2 protein-coding genes are annotated in these 524 nt (G+C 61.3%); both read left to right on the forward strand.

From position 1 onward, the window contains the following. Positions 1 to 254, forward strand: a 254-nt coding sequence (gene rfbC / locus EOA24_RS40520) for a dTDP-4-dehydrorhamnose 3,5-epimerase (RefSeq protein WP_133375100.1), incomplete at its 5' end; no start/stop codon positions are given. A gap of 23 nt (positions 255 to 277) precedes the next feature. Continuing rightward, a partial coding sequence (locus EOA24_RS40525; protein WP_127410948.1) for an NAD-dependent epimerase/dehydratase family protein occupies positions 278 to 524 on the forward strand: 247 nt, incomplete at its 3' end.

Raw genomic sequence — 524 nt, forward strand, 5'->3', positions numbered from 1 at the left:
CCCTCGAAATATCGGCCGAGAAGGGCAACCAGATCCTGGTGCCGAAAGGCTTCGCGCACGGCTTCGTCACGCTCGAGCCCGACACCGAGGTTCTGTACAAGGTCACCGACACCTATTCGCCCGAGCACGACCGGTCGATCCGTTACGACGACCCGGCCATCGGCATCGAATGGCCTGCGATATCAGGCGGGTTCCAGCTTTCGGAAAAGGATCTCAGCGCGCCGGTCCTTGGCATGGCGGAGGTGTTCGCATGAGAGGGTTTCGTGAGGAGGGCCGCGTGAATTTCCTGGTGACTGGCGGTGCCGGCTTCATCGGCTCGGCCGTATGCCGGCATTTGTGCGCCAATCCGGCCTATCGCGTGACCAATCTCGACAAGCTGACCTATGCCGGCAACCTCGCCTCGCTGCGGCCGATCGAGAATGCACACAACTACAGGTTCGAGCAGGCTGACATTTGCGACGAGAAGGCGGTGCTCGACATATTGCGTCGCGACGACATCGACATCGTCATGAACCTGGCAGCCG

The sequence above is a fragment of the Mesorhizobium sp. M2A.F.Ca.ET.039.01.1.1 genome (genome assembly GCF_003998035.1).
In the GTDB taxonomy this organism is placed as follows: Bacteria; Pseudomonadota; Alphaproteobacteria; order Rhizobiales; family Rhizobiaceae; genus Mesorhizobium.